This is a genomic window from Dysgonomonas reticulitermitis, assembly GCF_054601275.1.
In genome coordinates, this window is record NZ_BAAHWU010000058.1 from 1 (window position 1) to 16,483 (window position 16,483).

General features: G+C 35.4%; 18 protein-coding genes, 1 tRNA gene, 1 rRNA gene and 1 pseudogene. 19 read left to right on the plus strand and 2 right to left on the minus strand.

What is annotated here, in order from left to right; translation table 11 throughout:
• Positions 1-124: 124 nt before the first annotated feature.
• Positions 125-394, minus strand: a complete 270-nt coding sequence (locus ACYPZI_RS13900; RefSeq protein WP_459602618.1) for a hypothetical protein — start codon at positions 392-394, stop codon at positions 125-127.
• Positions 395-587: 193 nt separating this feature from the next.
• Here ACYPZI_RS13900 and ACYPZI_RS13905 point away from each other — a divergent pair, with 193 nt between their 5' ends.
• The 6 genes from ACYPZI_RS13905 (at position 588) to ACYPZI_RS13930 (ending at position 5,991) form a co-directional block, all read left to right on the plus strand.
• Positions 588-1,172 carry a hypothetical protein gene (locus ACYPZI_RS13905; RefSeq protein ID WP_459602620.1) on the plus strand — a complete coding sequence of 195 codons (585 nt, stop codon included), beginning with the start codon at positions 588-590 and terminating at the stop codon, positions 1,170-1,172.
• A 25-nt stretch (positions 1,173-1,197) separates the two neighbouring features.
• A complete protein-coding gene (locus tag ACYPZI_RS13910; RefSeq protein WP_459602622.1) occupies positions 1,198-1,719 on the plus strand; it encodes a hypothetical protein in 522 nt (173 codons plus the stop codon).
• A gap of 158 nt (positions 1,720-1,877) precedes the next feature.
• Positions 1,878-2,225, plus strand: coding sequence for a helix-turn-helix transcriptional regulator (locus ACYPZI_RS13915; RefSeq protein ID WP_459602624.1), 348 nt, complete (start codon positions 1,878-1,880; stop codon positions 2,223-2,225).
• Positions 2,222-2,584, plus strand: a complete 363-nt coding sequence (locus ACYPZI_RS13920) for a hypothetical protein (protein ID WP_459602626.1) — start codon at positions 2,222-2,224, stop codon at positions 2,582-2,584. Before ACYPZI_RS13915 ends, ACYPZI_RS13920 begins: the two co-directional genes overlap by 4 nt.
• The gene (locus tag ACYPZI_RS13925) at positions 2,545-3,249 is read left to right on the plus strand and encodes a hypothetical protein (RefSeq protein ID WP_459602628.1); all 705 of its coding nucleotides are present in this window, start codon (positions 2,545-2,547) and stop codon (positions 3,247-3,249) included. The genes ACYPZI_RS13920 and ACYPZI_RS13925 overlap by 40 nt, the downstream gene beginning before the upstream one ends.
• Before the next feature lie 690 nt (positions 3,250-3,939).
• On the plus strand, positions 3,940-5,991 hold the full coding sequence (locus ACYPZI_RS13930; RefSeq protein WP_459602630.1) for a hypothetical protein: 2,052 nt from the start codon (positions 3,940-3,942) through the stop codon (positions 5,989-5,991).
• A gap of 147 nt (positions 5,992-6,138) precedes the next feature.
• Here ACYPZI_RS13930 and ACYPZI_RS13935 read toward each other — a convergent pair.
• A tRNA-Cys gene (locus ACYPZI_RS13935) sits at positions 6,139-6,209 on the minus strand.
• A 258-nt stretch (positions 6,210-6,467) separates the two neighbouring features.
• On the opposite strand from ACYPZI_RS13935, the gene ACYPZI_RS13940 reads away from it, so the two are divergent.
• The 13 genes and pseudogenes from ACYPZI_RS13940 to ACYPZI_RS14000 all read left to right on the plus strand — a co-directional run.
• Positions 6,468-7,274 carry a hypothetical protein gene (locus tag ACYPZI_RS13940; protein ID WP_459602632.1) on the plus strand — a complete coding sequence of 269 codons (807 nt, stop codon included), beginning with the start codon at positions 6,468-6,470 and terminating at the stop codon, positions 7,272-7,274.
• A complete protein-coding gene (locus tag ACYPZI_RS13945; RefSeq protein ID WP_459602634.1) occupies positions 7,271-8,032 on the plus strand; it encodes a hypothetical protein in 762 nt (253 codons plus the stop codon). Before ACYPZI_RS13940 ends, ACYPZI_RS13945 begins: the two co-directional genes overlap by 4 nt.
• A pseudogene (locus tag ACYPZI_RS13950) lies at positions 7,996-8,295 on the plus strand (transposase); the annotation flags it as partial. The gene ACYPZI_RS13945 and the pseudogene ACYPZI_RS13950, both read left to right, overlap by 37 nt.
• 568 nt (positions 8,296-8,863) lie before the next feature.
• Positions 8,864-9,298: a copper resistance protein NlpE gene (locus ACYPZI_RS13955; protein WP_459602635.1), complete on the plus strand. Its 435-nt coding sequence runs from the start codon at positions 8,864-8,866 to the stop codon at positions 9,296-9,298.
• Between the two features lie 324 nt (positions 9,299-9,622).
• Positions 9,623-10,492, plus strand: a complete 870-nt coding sequence (locus ACYPZI_RS13960) for a helix-turn-helix domain-containing protein (RefSeq protein WP_459602639.1) — start codon at positions 9,623-9,625, stop codon at positions 10,490-10,492.
• Positions 10,458-11,369 carry a helix-turn-helix domain-containing protein gene (locus ACYPZI_RS13965; RefSeq protein ID WP_459602641.1) on the plus strand — a complete coding sequence of 304 codons (912 nt, stop codon included), beginning with the start codon at positions 10,458-10,460 and terminating at the stop codon, positions 11,367-11,369. Before ACYPZI_RS13960 ends, ACYPZI_RS13965 begins: the two co-directional genes overlap by 35 nt.
• 215 nt (positions 11,370-11,584) lie before the next feature.
• Positions 11,585-12,430: a helix-turn-helix domain-containing protein gene (locus ACYPZI_RS13970; protein ID WP_459602643.1), complete on the plus strand. Its 846-nt coding sequence runs from the start codon at positions 11,585-11,587 to the stop codon at positions 12,428-12,430.
• Entirely contained in the window at positions 12,417-13,295 is an 879-nt protein-coding gene (locus ACYPZI_RS13975) for a helix-turn-helix domain-containing protein (protein WP_459602645.1), read from the plus strand. Before ACYPZI_RS13970 ends, ACYPZI_RS13975 begins: the two co-directional genes overlap by 14 nt.
• Positions 13,296-14,107: 812 nt before the next feature.
• Positions 14,108-14,776: a hypothetical protein gene (locus ACYPZI_RS13980; RefSeq protein ID WP_459602647.1), complete on the plus strand. Its 669-nt coding sequence runs from the start codon at positions 14,108-14,110 to the stop codon at positions 14,774-14,776.
• A gap of 6 nt (positions 14,777-14,782) precedes the next feature.
• Entirely contained in the window at positions 14,783-15,073 is a 291-nt protein-coding gene (locus tag ACYPZI_RS13985) for a hypothetical protein (RefSeq protein ID WP_459602649.1), read from the plus strand.
• A 254-nt stretch (positions 15,074-15,327) separates the two neighbouring features.
• Positions 15,328-15,579, plus strand: coding sequence for a hypothetical protein (locus ACYPZI_RS13990; protein WP_459602651.1), 252 nt, complete (start codon positions 15,328-15,330; stop codon positions 15,577-15,579).
• Entirely contained in the window at positions 15,551-15,679 is a 129-nt protein-coding gene (locus ACYPZI_RS13995) for an SH3 domain-containing protein (RefSeq protein WP_459602653.1), read from the plus strand. The genes ACYPZI_RS13990 and ACYPZI_RS13995 overlap by 29 nt, the downstream gene beginning before the upstream one ends.
• A 579-nt stretch (positions 15,680-16,258) precedes the next feature.
• Positions 16,259-16,483: ribosomal RNA gene (locus ACYPZI_RS14000) — 23S ribosomal RNA — on the plus strand; the annotation flags it as partial.

Consider the following 16,483-nt stretch of genomic DNA (forward strand, 5'->3'; position numbering starts at 1 on the left):
ATTCTGCTAATCATCCTGCTCCTAATTTTATAGCAAAAACTTTGTCCTATTTGCATTGGGCTAAAGTTCTTGTTCCACAAAGCAGATGCGAAAAATGAGCGTTGCTTATACGGAACTCAGGTTATTAGAAATAGTAAGAGGTGCCTTGCCTATCGAAATCGCCAAATTTTGAAAATATATACAAGGTACGAATAGCTCTCCAATATAGGGTGGTTGTTTGTGCATGTATATATGGGTGTTTGGCGATACCCGATAGGCGTGGACGGCAGCCCACTTCTTCTTTTATATAAACCTCTTTGGCTGCGGAGATTATAAATTTATTTATGCAAACGGAATTTAATTCTATGGGGTTCTTTGCTATTGTTATCCTGATAGCAATAATTATTAATGCCATTATCCTTTTTTGGTATGTTTATGAAATGGCTTCCAAAAATGGGCGAAGTGTTTTTTATTGGGTAGTTTTCTCACTTTGTCTAACTCCAATAGTCAGTATTATAATGCTTTCTTGTATTGGAGAAACCGAAGAGAAAAGAAGAGAGCGGTTGCTGAAAGATGAGGAATATTTAAGAATAATGAGAGGATAAGCCATGAAAAAGAAAATAATATTGTCAATTCTACTATTGTTGTTTATTGGATATAATGCAAGTTCCCAAACTATTAAGCAAGAGGATGTAATGCATGAAATGGTTAGTGATGCTTGGAAATTCTATAAAGGAAATGTAAATGCAACTTCGTTTTTCAAAGCACCTACTTATACCAGGGATAAACGAGTTTATATAGAAAGGGATGAAAAGACTTGGAAAGAAGAAGTAAAAAGGGCAAACTATGATTTGAAAAATGGTGTTTTAGCTTATACCTACAATCCTTATCCATTTGTTAATATAATTATTTCCGATGATGGAGAGGTAAGGATTTGTTATTTGCCGATTCCTAATATAAATAGTTTTATCAAACTTGTTGAAAAAATAACGGGATTGGAATATGACCCCACCTCTCCCGATTCTTCTCCCGAAGAAGGATTATATAATTTGACTGGAGAAGTAAAGCTTAATAGTTCGGAAGGAGATACTTATTATGATAATGATTCTTGTATTATTACTATCCATGAGTATTTTCCTAAAAAAGTAGGAGGTTGTGCAGTTGAAATTCGGTTCTCTGGAATAGTCTTGTAATATGCTATTCTTAAAAATCTCAAAAATGAAACATTTGAAAAGATTATTCATTACTCTATCGTCCATGCTTTGTATTAACATTCTTTCCTATTCGCAAACTCTACTTATAGAGCCTTCAATATCAATCAGCGAAGCAAAGAGGTATTTAGGAAACGGAAAATTATCTGATTCTATATCAATTTGTACAACGTATTTGTATGATACCAAAGTGGTCAAGAAATACAAGACTTATGTTACAGCCGATTTGAATGATTATTTACCTCCCGATGATAATGTAGCCGATTGGAATTGTACTGAGATTACCGAAGAGGAAGAGGCACTGCTAAATAAGCAAGGAGTAATGATATGTGATACAGTAATAGTTGATGCAAAAGTTGCAGGTTGGTATAAAGTTTCTCACCAAACGGTTGAAGAAAAACGAATGCAAGCAAAGCAAAATATAAATAGCGGTATTGAGAAAAATCAAAATAGAAATAAATATAAGCCTATTCGTACCAAAAAGGACTTACAAGAAGCATTAAAAGATTTGACAAAATCATCGAATTGAAATTCTGCTTATTAAATAGTAGTTGTTGGATTAATATATAGAAGTGGGGAATAACTTAACAGGTTGTTCCCTATTGTCTTTTCAAATAGTGTATTGGGTATAATATTTTTGTTTATATCTTAAAAAACGACTATATTTGACTGATAAATATTCGATTTATGAAGCAAATAAATGAGGTCAATAGTATTCAGAAACTTCTCCGAAGACAAAAGGCTTATATGAAAGGTATTCTTGTCATGCAAGAAAAGCTATTTGATATTCAGAACCAAATTTCGGAGGAATTATTCAAAGAATTAAAAAGAGAGAAGAAGAAAGAAAAAGTATCTTCCGATTTGCTATCGGCAAAAGATGTTTGTAGTATGCTCGAAATTTCTAATTCTACACTTTATCGCATGAGAATGTATGATAACTTTCCCTATGTGAAGATTGAGGGACGTAAAAGTTTGATGTTTAACAGAAAAGACATTGATGATTATATAGCTAATCAGAAAAAAGATAAACTATGATTGACAATATAAAAATTACGCTCCGAAAATTTAGGGGTGACTTATCAGAGAATCCCAAACTTGAATTAAGAGGCAAATCATATAAAAGTGAAGTTTATAGGCTGTATAATCATGAGGGGGAAGATAAAGACGTGTATCTTTTGATAAAGCATAATAGGAAAGATGGAGTGTTAAAAATTGAAAATAGTATTCGGAAGTGGTATCTTGGCGGATTCTCTCTTTTAGATTTAACTGAAAAAACGGCAAATAAAGCCTTCTCGAAAATAGCGAAGATTCTTGGTGTAGATATGGTGGACTTTCGCAAAGCCACTTTTACAAAATGCGAAATAGGTTTGATTTTAGACCTCGTATTCCTGTAGAACAACTTGTTCCCATGATTGTAAAATACTCTACTTTCAAAAGGTATAACTTTTCGTGTGAAACGGTTGGCTTCAATGGGGAAGATTTTGGTTTGAAAATGTATGATAAAACGCAAGAACTTTTGGATAAGAATAAGAAAAAAGGTAAATATGACCAAGAGGCAAAAAAGAAAGCGTTCAAAGCTCTATCCGATAGAAATTACAACTTTTTTAGGTTAGAATTTAATATGTTCGACAAGCAATCCTTCATCAATAGAGATATGGGGCATATAAAAACCATCGGGGATATTTTGGATAATTATCTTGAACTATACAGTTTTTGGGTAAAAGAAATAAGTCGGGTTGTTTTGCTAAATAGATTGGTAATGAGCAAGGATATGACCCCAAAGGAATATATGTTAGCAAGAGTATTGGAAATAGACGGCTTCGTGTCATTTGAAGCCAATTGCCTCAAAAGAGGGACAGGAAATGCAAGAAGTCGCTTACTTAATGAAGCATTGGTAGTCATAGCCAAGTTTAGCAACCTTCGGAAATATAATGCGAACAAATTCAAAGTTGATATCCTTAAAAATTTGAGAAGAATTGGGAAGAAAGAAGACAACTTGAATGTCGATGCTTTAGCAAAAATACTCTTCAAAGGAGAAGATGATATTAATAGAGAATAATTATACTATGTATGTAATACCAATACCCTATATATTGGGAGCTTGTAATAATAGCAAACCCTCTTTGCGTATATACAAAAGAAGCGTAAAAGAGAATATACAGAACAACCCTTATATAATTGGGTGCTATTGCGTATCACTGTTATTTACTACTAAGCGCAACGGAATAACTAAGAAACGCAAAGATGTACAAATATAAGTTTCTATAATCGGAGTTGAATAACAAAGCTCTACCCAGATAATATATAGATTCTGTGATAACCTAAACGCAAAGGCTTATAAAATGAAGGTACAGTATATTGTTTGCCCTTCGTTGAGCTTTTATCTCTGTAATCGAAAGTAGGAGTACCGAAATGTGAAGCTGGTTTTTTTTTATAGGGTATCTAATTTATTGGAGGTTGAGCGTATTTCTAAGGCTGAGTGAAACGAAGCCTTAGAAGAGAGGTTTACGGAGTATATTTTGACGCAAATTTTCGCCCGAATCGTTTCCGTGCCGAAATTTCGCTTTTTCTCTTCGTGGGCTTGTTCGGCTTCGCTTTTGATATAAAAATGCTGTAAATCGAAAATAAGAGTGGAATACAAAGCAGTAGATAAATAAAATAGAATACCCGAGAAAGACTAACTTTCTAATTCATTATAAATTTGTTGCGAACGAGATAAATGTGCTATATTTGACGAAATAATTATGCTATGGGAGCTAATATAAATACAGATATTGAAGGGATTATCAGGGAACTCAATCTGTCTGAGGCAGATGTGTTATTCCCTTTTTTTGAAGCTGTTGTAAACTCAATACAATCTATTCATGAAATACAAAAATCGGATAATTCTGTACAGGGGGAAGTTTCGATTTTCATAGAAAGAGATAGACAAGAATTAAATCTTTTCGAGAAAGAAGGAAATTATCCCATTAAGAGCATTAAAATTGCAGATAATGGAATCGGCTTTAATAATTCCAATTATTATGACGGCTTTTTAAAGTCTCATTCTACCAAAAAGCAAAATCTTGGAGGGAAAGGATTGGGACGTTTTACAATGCTCTCAGTCTTTAATTCTATCAAGATTAAGAGCATTTATAAAGAATTGTCAAGCGATGAAGGCTTATGGCTTAGATCATTTGAATTATCTCGTAAAGACGGATTGATTCCTAACGACCCAGTTTTAGCAAAAGCTCAAAAGAATACGACTGAAATAACCCTTTCTGATATAAATGATAAGTTTAAGCAAGCTACTGCAAAATATTCTCAAGAAAATATTGCAGATAGCATTTTAGAGCATTGTTTATTGTACTACTTAGGTGATAAAGCTCCTTTAATAAGAGTTGTTGAAGATGATGAGGCTATCAATCTGACTAAGCAATTCAGTCCCACTGATTTTGTAAAGCATAAAATTGAAGATAAGATACTGAAATATGATTTTATTTGTTATTTTGTTAAAAATGACAAGCTAAAAGCTCATGAATACCTGTTATGTGCTCATAATAGGAAAGTAAGAGGTAAACGTATAGATAAAATATTCCCAATTTTCACCTCTAAAATTGTTAATGAGGGAGAAGATTGTTGGTTGCAGATATATGTTGTCTCGGATTATTTAGATGGAAAAGTTAATATGTCAAGAAATGAAATTATTTTTCCTAAAATACAAGATGATTTTGAGAATGAAGACGGCTCGTTGAAATTTGATGATGAGCATCGGACGGTAGTTGTCGAAAAAGATATTGATTCTTTTGTGATTAAAGGATTGGAGGAAAAGTATCAAGAAATCATAGAGAAAAGAAGGAATTACTTGCGCTGTATGGTAAATAACTATATGAATAGCGATGACGGATTGGAATACAGGACTTTGGATATTGACAATGACTTTCTTGCTACTATTCCAGATACAGCTGATGATAAAAAACTGGATGATGTTTTGCATGAACACCAATATAGAAAAAGGAAAGAAATACGAAAGAAAAGAGAGCGTTTGCTGAAAAAAGACTTTAGTCGGAGGAAGGATTATCAGTCATTATTAAGTGATGTTGTTTCTTTGATTACGAAAGAAGGTAATCTTAAATTAGGACAATATGTTGCCCATCGGAAAACTATTATAGACTTACTGGATAAATATTTAGATTGGTGTGAAGAAAATAATAATTATGCAGAAGAAGCTACGTTGCATAATTTGATTTTTGCTATGGGTGGCTCCCATGAGAATACTCCTTATGATTCGCATAATTTATGGTTGCTTGATGATAGGTTAGCTTTTCATAGGTATATTTATTCTGATAAAGCTGTAAGTAAGCATAAGCCAAAGAAAGGGAAAACTAAAAGCCGATTAGAAACCGACTTAGCTATATATGATGTTCCTTATACCTATGGTGAAAAAACGGATTATGACGAAGTCGCATCTGCTGTTATTTTTGAATTTAAACGCCCTGACAGACCATTGACTTATGACGAATTTAGTAAGCAAATGGGTACTCAGATAGAAGCTGTTAATGCAGGAAAAGTTATTGATAAAAATGGCAAGCATGTAGCGACTTCCGAATCTACTCCTGTGTTCTTTTACTATGTTTGTGATATAAACGCGTATAACTCGCTGAAATCAAGGGCTAAAATAGAAGGCTTTAGAGAAACTCCGTATAAAAGCCTAATGAGACTTGTCGAAAATATATATGTTGAGATAATGACATACCAAACTTTATTGGTAAACTCTCGGAGAAGAAATAAAGCATTCTTTAAAAAACTGGGGATAGAATAATTTCCTTTGATATATTTTTGAAGAAAATGTATAATACATTAGTAATCTGAATATTGGATTAGGAAGACTTCCGTACCTCTCGCCGTACCTCCAAAAAATAAAAAACTCCGAAAGTGTTATAAATAAACGACTTCGGAGCTTTTCTTGAGGTTCCTGGCGGATTCGAACCGCCGTAAACGGTTTTGCAGACCGGCGCCTAGCCACTCGGCCAAGGAACCATTTTGTGATTAGCGACTGCAAAGATATAACATTTTATTAAAGGCACAAGCGTTTAAACATGTTTTTCCCTACGATAATATCCTATTTCACTTAAGTTGATTTTCTATTACCAAGCTGTCACGCCGATTTATGATAAGTTAACTATCTCTATACTCATAAATTTCAACTTGTATAACACCATGTTTTACTATATCCAGCTCTTTGGCTGCAGCGTAAGATAGATCTATAATTCGTTTCTTTCCGAAAGGGTAAGTACGATGAGCACAGACCATACTATCCTTTTTATATATTTCACCACTGGCTGTTTTGCGGTTATTAAACTTTTTCCCATAGAAAGTAGCCAATCCGATTTGTTGGGCTTTAATCGTAAATGTTATTCTTTGAGATTTATTGATCCTACGGGAATGGATTGGGAAGATGAAAAGAGTAGAAAATACGCTGAAAAATTATCTACAAATATGAGAGATCGTATACCCTCTTTAGATAAAGAGAGACAAACTGTTGCGAACTATTATGTAAAAGCTCTTAAAAGTGGAGATTCAGAAAAGGCTGGTCAATTACTTGCTGAAGGTTTATGGCTTCGCGCTAGTATAGAAGATTTAGAAAGTGGTATTACCGAATTAACTGCAATGGGCGATACTAAAGATCAGACATTTGCTTATAAAGAGATTTCAGGTAATGTTGGAGGAGCAATAAAAAGATCTGATAGAGTCATTGAAATGCAAATTTCTGGATGTGGAAGTACTGAAAACGGGGTTCATGAATCTGCTCATGGTTATGACCTTTGGAAAGGAGGAGTAAGTACTGGAGATAACTGGGATACTAGAGAAATAAAAGCTTATGGCAGACAATATTCTTATAACTTAAGCTCTATGCCTAGTTCGTACTGGGGAGGAATCAAGAGTCGAAGCGATATAACACCAGGTTGGGTTAGAGGAGTTTATAACATGGATGGTACAACAAGAAATTATCTTTATGCAAAATATATATTACAAGGCATTCAAGCATCACCTGCTCAAATAGAAAAGATGTTGGATCAGAGACGTAAAAATGGATTGCCATGAAAAAGTATTTTATTTACTTCTTTATAGTTCTTTGTGTATACTATTCTTGTACGTCTTCTTTCAAGATGGGGTTATACAATGGAAAGAACAATAGTGGAAACGCAAATGAATTTACTTTCTCCGAGGATTCCACATTTACTTATGATTATTATGGCCTGATACGTAAACATTCTTCAGGGAAATATAAGATAAAAGATGATGGTATAATCTTGAATAGTAGTGTTAAGGATATAACTGTACCTGTGAAAATCTCAGTTCTTTTATGTGATTCTTTAACAGGGAAAAACAAAATAACTGTCCTGTTTAATCTTCCGGAAGAAGAGCAAAAGAATTATAGATGCATTCTCATAATAAATAAAGACACTTTAAATAATAATGAGGATGCGCTAAAATTGTATATTACTCAAGACATATGGATGGATGATGAATGGGGAACTTACACCGGGTATTATTCGAAACCTATAGACAGTATAAGATTAACTGTAATGAGAATTCCATTTCTCAGCCCTCCGGGAATACTTATAGAACCTATGGAGACTAAAACTATGTATTTTGATAAAGTAATAGGGAAAGACATCACTATCAATCTAACGATTAATGATTCCTTATTCGGTTATAAAGTTTTTGATAATATCGTGTTAGACATTAAAAGAAAGAAAATCATATTTATAGATGTGGAAGAAATAAAGTCGTTGGAGAGCTCACGGGCAATGTCACAGAAATGGACACGGATGATTCGACCTCTTATGTCGACTTAAAGCATTTTGTCCCCAAGCACAACGCTCAGGTTATTCCCAAGGAGAAAGTGGGCGAGGTATTGCCCTGGGTACACTTCGCTATCAGTAACGCTAAAAGGCAACTGATAAACACCTTTCATGACATCAAGCCGGAGTTCCGGCAAAACTACTTGGACGAATTTTGCTACAAATTCAACCGGAGATATTTTGGAGAGGCACTCTTTGGCAGATTGCTCATAGCTTGCGTGAGCTATAAAAATGAGTTTAGGTATAAATACGGATAATCATTTAATTTTTTCATATCTGCCTGTATTGTATTTCAATAGGTTTTGTTTACAATTTATCAACAACTCGCGGAACAGGACACGTATCAACCGGTAAACGAGGCTCTCCTTGTAAGTATTAATATTTATTAGAGTTTAAGACAGGTTTAATTATTTAAGCGTCAAAGGCCTGAATGCCGGTAATTATAAGCGGGATGTTACTTTCGAGTAGTCAAAGTTAGGCCATATTCCCTTTATTCATGAAACAAATAATTCCCGAAGATTAGTCTGTTTCGGACTTATACTATAAAAACGGGCAAAAAAAACAGTCTGTTTTTACAATAATTTTTTGAGTATCAGCATAGAACGCACGCTCACGAGCATCTCCGGCATACGCCATTTGAAATTTGAGAATTCGATATTTGACAGAAACTCCATAGCTTGATTGTATCGTCCTATAAAAGGAGGACAAAAAGGACTGTTTTTCGGCAGTTTTTGGTTGCATAGGAATGGTTTATCCGCCTTATTTTTGTATCGCGAATTTATTATGGATTTTTATTATAAATATAAACGGTATTGTATTTAATTTATGAAGCATTCTTTATTTCCGGCAGCAGTTGTTTTATGTTTTGCTGTCTTGTTTTCCGGCTGTAATAGAGGGTATACGAAAAACGAACGGACAGATTCCGTTCCGTTAGCGGATAACTCCCGAACTTGTATTAATTATGAAGGCACATATAAAGGAGTCTTACCTTGTGCTGATTGCGAAGGTATAGAAACTGTACTTATTCTGGGGAAATATACCTATACGTTGAAAACCTCTTATAAAGGCAAGGGGACAAGAGTAAACGAAGAAAAGGGATCATACTCATGGAATGAAGATGGACAGATTATAACTTTGGAAGGTGTCAAAAATGCCCCTGACAAATACTTTGTAGGCGAAAATCGTATCTGGCAGCTGGATATGGATGGCAAGTGGATAACCGATAAATTTGCAGACATATATGTATTGACAAAAGAATGATCACCACTAGAAGGATTGCCCATCGCCAGTGATAGGTGGGTAATCCTTGTACATCCGCCTGAGTCCGGTACAAATTGCGCTTGCTACCTGTTGTTAATGTATATTCCGCAGGAATACCATTGGAAATAGCTATCTATGCCACATATACGATTTTCCCGCTCTTTAGAATCCATAGATTTGAGAATATCATCAAATATATATATATTGCTGTAGTTTTTGTAATTATGGCCAATCTCTTTTTTATCAAAGTTAGCAACACAAAATCAAAAGCTTGTCTTTTTTATTTTGGTATATTGCAAATAGCAAACTGAATCAAGTATAGTGATGGATAAGAACAATATAGAGCTATGGATTTTTTCACTAGATGATCCACAAATTTATAAGTTTTATACGCAACATGCGAACAATACTCCTCTTTATTATATTTTATATATAAAGGATTGCAGGAAAGACTATTCTATGGAAACCAAAAATATACTTCACCTCAAGGATAATTCAATATTACTGCTGGATACTTATCTGGTTCCCCTTTTTTGTCACTTACAACTGAACGGTTACCTAATTGTACTATCGGAAGCGTTCTGCGAGTACGACAAGAACAAGGCCTTGCTGAAATTATGTTTTTTCCATGACAAGCCTGAAGGAATTATTGATATGGGCTGTGTCAATGAATCACAGAAAATATGCATGGAACTACTATATACAGAATATTGTTCCCCATACGACGATGGGTTACAGTCACAGGTATTGCAAAACCTGATGGTTAATATCGCCCTGCTTTCTCCTGTAGTGAGCTATAAGGGGCAATTCAAATCCGGACACTATTTAAACTATGCCTTGCAGTTTACGGACCTAGCCGAAACACATGCATTCAGTGAGAAAAAAAGGGCTTTTTATGCAGGAAAGATCGGTATTACCGAAAAAGAATTGTCTAAATCTTTGCAGCTTATTTTCCATAAATCGTTCAAAGAGATACTTTCCGACCGAGTGCAAATCAAAGCCATGAATCTCTTGGTATTCAGCGATAAAACCATCACACAGATAGCCCGGGAATTGGGATTCGAACTGTCACATTTCCTCGATTATTTCTACAGGAAAAAGGGAATGTATCCAAAGGACTTTAGACAAAACATTCGCAAAATCATAAATGAGATCGAAAATGGTTACGAAGATTCCACGTTACAGACCGGATAAAGTACTGACCCCAACGGGCATTGAAATCTATTCGTTCGAAACACTATATAATAAGAAAATAGCCAAGGAAGCTATTTATGACTACCATAGGGCTTCATTCTTTCATATTATCAGATACAGGGGAGCTGATAATTTTCATTATATAGACAGTAAAAAAATCAAGTTGGAGAAAAACTGTCTGTTAATCGTCAACCGTGATATTGCGCAGCGATTCCCACCTGACAGATGGGAAGGGGAGCTTATTGTGTTCAGCGCATCATTTTTCGGCAGCACACAGCAAAAAGCGGATTATCTGAATCAAAGTTTATTATTCCAAAACGATTTTACGGTTGTAAAACTGCAATCCGCAAGTTTCGAACACATTATAGACATGTATTTTTCCCTGATGATGACACAGTTCGACCAAGAACCGGAAATCCGGATATCATTATTACGCAACTGGCTACATAATCTTCTGATCGTAATCGAAAGAGAATTCTGTCAGCAAAGAAGTCTAATCGCCTTCGCCGGCAATATGCACTATATACAACAGTTCAAAAGCCTGCTGGATGCATCGTATGCTGCACAAAAGCAGGTTTCTTTTTATGCAAAAGAATTAAACATATCCGAAAGGAAATTGTCTCGGATTGTTCTAACTACTTATGGTGTTACAGCTAAGGGATATATCGCTGAAAGGTTAATGTCTGAAGCCGTTCGGTTACTGAAAAATACAACGCTCAATCAGGGAGAAATAGCGCTCCGGTTAGGGTTTGACCTGACTTACTTTATAAAATTTTTCCGCAGACGCACCGGATTTACCCCGGCAAGGTATCGTCAACAACAAGAAAATTTAGTATCATTCGTTCATAAAAGACGGGGGCTTTCCACCGGTAAATAAAAGGGACTTGATTATATCGCAGACGGGGTATTAAACCCTTATAAACAAAGATATAAATCCTAATATTTTTTAATTTCAATATATCCTGCCATAAAATTTCGAATTTTTGATTTATCTTTGTTTTTAAATAAGGACATAAACTATATTAGCAATTTCTCCGTATACCTATTTATTACATTGGGTAATAACATAAACCCGTTTGTAAAAACATCATAATGGATAAAAAAGATATTGAATTCTGGGTTTTTTTACCGGATAGCCCGGAGTTGTATCAGTTTTATTTAGATCATATAAGTGACAACTCCATTTATTATGCTGTTTATATTGAAAAATATACGCGGGAAGTTTCGCCCGAAACAAAAGAAGTGCTCTACCTGAGGAATAACTCTATCTTATTGGTCGATTCATATCTGATTCCTCTTTTTTGCCATTTACACATAAAAGGTTATGTAATTATAATTTCAATGGCATTTTTTGAGTCGAATGAATACCGGATATTGTTGAAATTGTTGTTTTTTCACAACCAGCCGACAGGGATCATTGATCTGGGCTATATTAATGAGTCCCAAAAGGAATGCATTGATATGTTATACAAGGAATATTGCTCTCCATATGATAAATTACAGGTTTCTATATTAAGAAATTTAGTAGTAAACCTGTTTCTGCTCTCCTCTACAGCAAATTATGAAGGACAATTAAAATCCGGACATTTATTAAATTATGCATTGCAGTTTTCGGAACTTGTAAATGATTATGCTTTCTTTGAAAAGGGAAAGCGCTTTTATGCGGATAAGATAGGGATTACCGAAAAAGCTTTGGACAAATCGTTGCAATTTATTTACCATAAGACATTTAAAGAAATATTGGCCAACAGGATTCTGATCGAAGCTATGAAATTGCTGGTATTCAGCGATAAGACTATTACCCAGATTGCTCATGAATTGGGTTATGACGCATCCAATTTTATTAAATTTTTTTCTCTTCGCAAAAGAATACATCCAAAGGATCTGAGGATAGATTACCGGAAAATATTAAACGAAATCGAAAATGGTTACCGATAGTCCCCGTTATCTGTCCGAAGAGGTATTATTATCTCCGGGTATCGAAGTCAATTCGTTCGAAGAATTGTATATGCAAAAAATCGCGCAGGAAACTATTTACGAGAATCACAGAGCCTCCTTTTTCCATATTTTCTGGTATAAAGGAGAAAAAAATACCCATTATATTAAAAATAAAAAAATAAATGTTCCCTGCAATTCTTTATTGATCGTTAACCATGATATTTTACAACGATATTCCAGGCATAAATGTAAGGGCGATATGGTGCTTTTCAATACCATTTTTTTTGCAAAAACGCAAGAAAAGACCAATTACCTGAACCAATGCGCATTATTCAAGAGAGATTATATCATCATTCCTTCAGTATCGGAAGATCTGATATCTTCTGTGGATTTATATATCTCATTGATGAGAAAACAAACCGGAAAGGAAATACGGGAAACTGAAATAATACTGTTACGTAACTGGCTGCATAATTTGTTGATAATTATTGAACGAAATATAAACCACAGAAACGGGTTTAATCCTGTTATTAATTCACAAAATTATTTGCCGCAATTCAAAGATTTACTTGATATACATTATCAAACAGAAAAGCAGGTTTCTTTTTACGCAAAAGAATTAAATATATCCGAAAGGAAACTATCCCAGATTGTGTATACTGTTCATGGTATTTCCGCCAAAGAGTATATTAATGAAAAAATATCGATAGAAGCGATACGGTTGATAGAAAATACTACTCTCAATCAAGGGGAAATAGCTGCTAAGCTAGGATTTGATTTTACCTATTTCGTTAAATTTTTCCGTAAACATTTTGGTATAACTCCCTCGAAATACAGGCAAGGTAAAAAAAATGTTGTTATCTGAACAAGTAGTTTACATATAGGGGTAAACGCACGAAAATTGACTGTTATAATTTTAACTATATAATGTTAAGACCCAAAATAGTTCCCACTGTTTTCACCTCCCAGGATGTGAAGAATGGCATTTTTTTACACCTTTTTTACATGGTATTCAGTTTTTATAATTACTAATGCGAATCAGTAGTCAAAGAAGTTATCACCCGTTTCACTCATTAGTAGTCAAGTAGTTATATAAACGAAGTCTGATTTTCTTTTTAACTTCCAAGTTGCTAAGCAACTGATAACTACTTGACTACTTTAACTACTGATTGACATTACTACTTATACTTTATATGCACCTCCTTTCCGTCTATTTCATATTCTATTGGTGTTATTTTATTTATGCGAATCAGTAGTAGTTCGATTTTTATTGACTACACTTCGTTTCATCAGAATCCTCAATATTCTTCTGAAACTCTTCTTTAGATTTGCGAAGCCGAATCTTGTAGCTTTCAATGGTTCCTAATGTGTACAGACTTAGACCTTTCTGTCTGATTATTTTCCATACTCTAAAGGTGTGGTGTCATGCTAATTTCATCAAGACATCATTGCGATTTACGACAAAAACAATCCCTATGGACATGGAAAAAGCTGATAAAGTTGCATGAAAACTATATTTTGTGCAAAATAGACTATTTTTTCGGTTTGTTTTACTATTGGAATGGTAAAACGAACTGTTTTTAGTCAAAATAAACTATGTTTACCGAGTCGGAACGAACTACTTTTGTATCGAAGAATTAAACATAAATAAGTAATTTGATGAAAATGAAAATGAAAATGAAAAGGATACTTTTAGTGTATTCATTAATTGTATGGATTATTCCGTCGGGAATGCAAGCCCAAGTCACCGTCGGTTCAGGTATCGCGCCTAATTCGGCCTGCCTGCTCGAACTTAAAACAAATGAAATCAAAGATCCGGTATCGGTAACAGACGCTACCAATATAACATCGACTGCCGGAGGTCTGGGGCTATCCCGGGTACAACTGGTAAATTTAACCACCCTGGAGCCTTTTATTCCTAACGATACGGACTGGAACAGCAACAAGGATAAAATCAAAGAACGCCATGCCGGCCTTACCGTGTATAATATTAAAGTATCGGATGCGGCGGAAACCGATCCCAACAAGGTTTTTCAACAGGGCATATATATTTGGAATGGTTCCAGTTGGAAAAAGGAAGGGGCTGATGTATGGGGGAACTCGATTGTACATCATCTGGCTAAAACAAATGTATATGAAGAATTTTATTCAGCCCGGTTCGGTACGGCAGGCCGATGGATGATAACGAACCTGTCCGCTAAAGCTTATGCCGGAATTACGCATCCGTACCGGAATTTACAAGGCCCGGCAGCAAATTCCAGAGGAACGCTCAACACCGCTTATTGGTGTTATCCGAGCGGGATAAGCTCGACATCATCCGCCGAATATGACATCAATCCACATTAAGGTTACTTGTACACCTGGGACGCGGCGACAGCCGGCAAAGGAGGCCAGAATGGAGCCGGGAATGTGAATAACGCCGGAGGAACTGCTAATAACGAAAGCGGCTTTCCGCCCGGAACAGGAAGCAATCAACAGAAGCGAGTACAGGGCGCTTGCCCGAGCGGCTGGCATTTACCAAGCGACTACGAATGGTTTTTGCTGGAGAAAGAGATTATCCGGAATACTACTGCTTATGCCGGCTCAGGGTCGGCGATCAATGCCGCTGAAACGAATGGCGCCGCTCCCATCTGCCGGCTCTGATGGACAATCGGACAGGCCGGCGGTATCTGGGACGCGAATATATGTTTTCCGTACGTTGCAAGAAGGATTGAATACGAAAGGCGATCCTCTCATATGCGTTGAAAACTAAAATAATATTACTGGATTGATTTATCGGGAACAAATCAATATCTTTACAAATGATATTTTCGACAGTCTTAGTATGGAAGGAAAAAGTATTTTTCTTTGACAAATCACATGAGAAAATATTCAATTAAACTATAAAAAGAAGTAATATGGAATATGTTGTAAATGAAGTGCATGAAACGGAATTTCCCAGCCCGTTGCTGGTGAAGCGTAACGAAAAAGTAATCGTTAAAGGCGAATCGGAACATTGGCAAGGCTGGATTTACTGTATAAAGACGGACAGTTCTAACGAAGGATATGTCCCGGAACAAATAATAAGATACGAGGATAATTACGGAATCATAATAGAAGATTATTCTGCAAAGGAGTTGAATGTCAGTCAGGGAGGGAGATATTCTTGAAGGAATAGAAGAACTCAATGGATGGCTGTGGTCGGAAAATAAAAAGACCCATGAAATGGGCTGGATACCTGTAAAAAACATCAAATTATTGGAAAAATGAATGGCGAAATGAAAAAAGAGGTAACTACTATTGCTTACCGGTTCGGATATGTCACCAAATCGTTATAAAGCAGAAAAAAGATGATATTAGACAGCTGAAAACCAGGATATAACTAAAAAAGTTCAAAAATAAAGCTAAAAAGGTTTGGATGATAGTTATAAAAGTTCTAATTTTGCATCCGCGTTTGAGGGGAGCCTCGGACGGAGTACAGGGACAGGGCGTTTGTTACCGGCCTGTTACAGGAAGAAAAAGGGGAAGCTAAAGGATGAATAATCAGGTGCTTTACGGGACGGTTCGAATCCGTTATTCTCCACAAGGTTAATGAGGAATTAAGAATGAGGAATTAAGAATTAATTCATTATTATTAAATTTACATTAACGAAAAGATCTTTGACATGATGTATAAAAAAGAGCAAGTAAAGTTAGGTTAGCAATAATCTATCAAACCCGGGATTAGTTTTTAAGTTTAGGAGTATACTAGTTTACTAGTCATACCTAAACCAAAAACCGATCGAGTTTGGAGTAAAAAAAGTAACTAGTACACTAGTAACCTAAATTACTTTCAAACGAATAGAAAAAAAGAAAGTAAATAAGGGCACATGGGGGATGCCTAGGCTCTCAGAGGCGAAGAAGGACGTGATAAGCTGCGAAAAGCTACGGGGAGGTGCAAATAACCTTTGATCCGTGGATGTCCGAATGGGGCAACCCAACAGAGGAAGACTCTGTTACACTATTAAATAGTGAGCAAACGCGGGGAACTGAAACATCTAAGTACCCGCAGGAAAAGAAAACAAAAGTGATTCC